The following is a 1,436-nucleotide window of genomic DNA, read 5'->3' as shown; positions in this document are numbered from 1 at the left end:
CCACGATGCTGGCCAATGACGATGGGCATGATGCCGGAGGCAGGACGACAGTGAGAGCGATGACGCGAGGGGCAACAGCATCGAACGGGCAGGCCGACTGATGGCGCCGATCAAGGTCGATCCCGCCAAGGTCCACGAATTCGCGGATCCTGCCGGCTTCTACGCCTGGCTGAGCAAGCACCACGCCACGGAAACCGAAGTCTGGATCAAGGTGCACAAGGTGGGGTCGGGATTGAAATCGATCACCCCCAAGCAAGCCATCGACGTGGTGCTGTGCTTCGGCTGGATCGATGCGGTGCGCAAAGGGTTGGACGACAAGAGCTTCCTGCAGCGCTACACGCCGCGCGGCAGGAAGAGCATCTGGAGCCTGATCAACATCGACAATGTGGCGCGGCTGGTCGAGGAGGGCCGCATGACCGAGCATGGGCTCAAACAGGTCGAAGCGGCGAAGGCGGACGGGCGCTGGGCGCGCGCCTATGGCAGCGGCAAGGAGATGAAAATTCCCGATGATTTGCAAGCGGCCATAGACGCCGAACCCGCTGCGAAGGCGATGTTGGCAAAGCTCAGCGCGCAAAACCGCTTCGCGCTCGCCTTCCGCATTCACAACATGAAGACGGAGGCCGGGCGCAAGAGGAAGATCGAAGCGTTTGTGGCAATGCTGAAGCGCGGTGAGACGATCCATCCGCAAGGCAGGAAGTGAGGTTTGGCGCGAGTTCGTCTTCGGCGCCGCAAGCCTGTCCTCAAGGGATCCCTCGTTGCGCGAAGCGCTTCAGGATTTGAATCGCGAAATTGTTCCAACTGCTTGTTTTCGCGCAATTCGGGGTCGGCGTGGCGCGGCCGCTTCAGCAACGACATCGCTGGTGGACGGAGGAGGGCACGGCGGCTACCCTTCGAAAGCCGCGACGATCGAGCGGCGGACCGGTCGCTGGGAGTCGTTGCCGTTGAGAAGAGTTGCTTCGTGGACGATGGCGCTGGGTCTCATTGTCATCGTCGCGTGTGTGGGAGCCGGGGTCACGCTTGCCCAGACTTCGCCCGATCAGACTTCTCCCGACTTGGCTTCCCCCTCGGCCTCGCCGGCAAAAGAGATCTCGGTCGGGATAAAACAGGCGCCGCCTTTTGCGTTCAAGCTGCAGGACGGCAGCTGGTCGGGATTGAGCATCGACCTCTGGCAGAAAATGGCCGGGCGGCTCAACCTGCGCTTCCACTATGTCGAAGTGCCTGCCGTGCAGGACCAGATCGATGGCGTCGTCAGCGGCAGATTCGATGCGGCGATGGCCGCGATCACGGTCACGGCCGACCGCGAAAAGGCCGTCGACTTCACGCAGCCCTTCTTCACGACCGGGCTCGGCATCGCAACGCCGCTCAACAACCAGCCGTCATGGCGGCCGGTGCTGCATGCCCTGACGTCGTTCGGCTTCCTGCAGGCGGTTCTGGCG

Annotated in this window: 2 protein-coding genes; both read left to right on the top strand. The window is 62.7% G+C overall.

Features of this window, described 5'->3' with window-relative positions:
• Positions 1-100 precede the first annotated feature (100 nt).
• Positions 101-700: a YdeI/OmpD-associated family protein gene (locus EN969_RS30990; protein WP_027160818.1), complete on the top strand. Its 600-nt coding sequence runs from the start codon at positions 101-103 to the stop codon at positions 698-700.
• A gap of 55 nt (positions 701-755) precedes the next feature.
• Positions 756-1,436: transporter substrate-binding domain-containing protein (locus tag EN969_RS30985; RefSeq protein WP_245467580.1), on the top strand; the 681-nt coding region annotated here is incomplete at its 3' end.

This window comes from Mesorhizobium sp. M7A.F.Ca.CA.003.01.2.1, assembly GCF_003998945.1.
Classification (GTDB): domain Bacteria; phylum Pseudomonadota; class Alphaproteobacteria; order Rhizobiales; family Rhizobiaceae; genus Mesorhizobium; species Mesorhizobium ciceri.
This window is presented reverse-complemented; position numbering and strand designations above follow the sequence as displayed.

Excerpts from the sequence above, each read along its gene's own strand:
- EN969_RS30990 (WP_027160818.1), top strand. The coding sequence starts at position 101 with ATGGCGCCGATCAAGGTCGATCCCGCCAAGGTCCACGAATTCGCGGAT.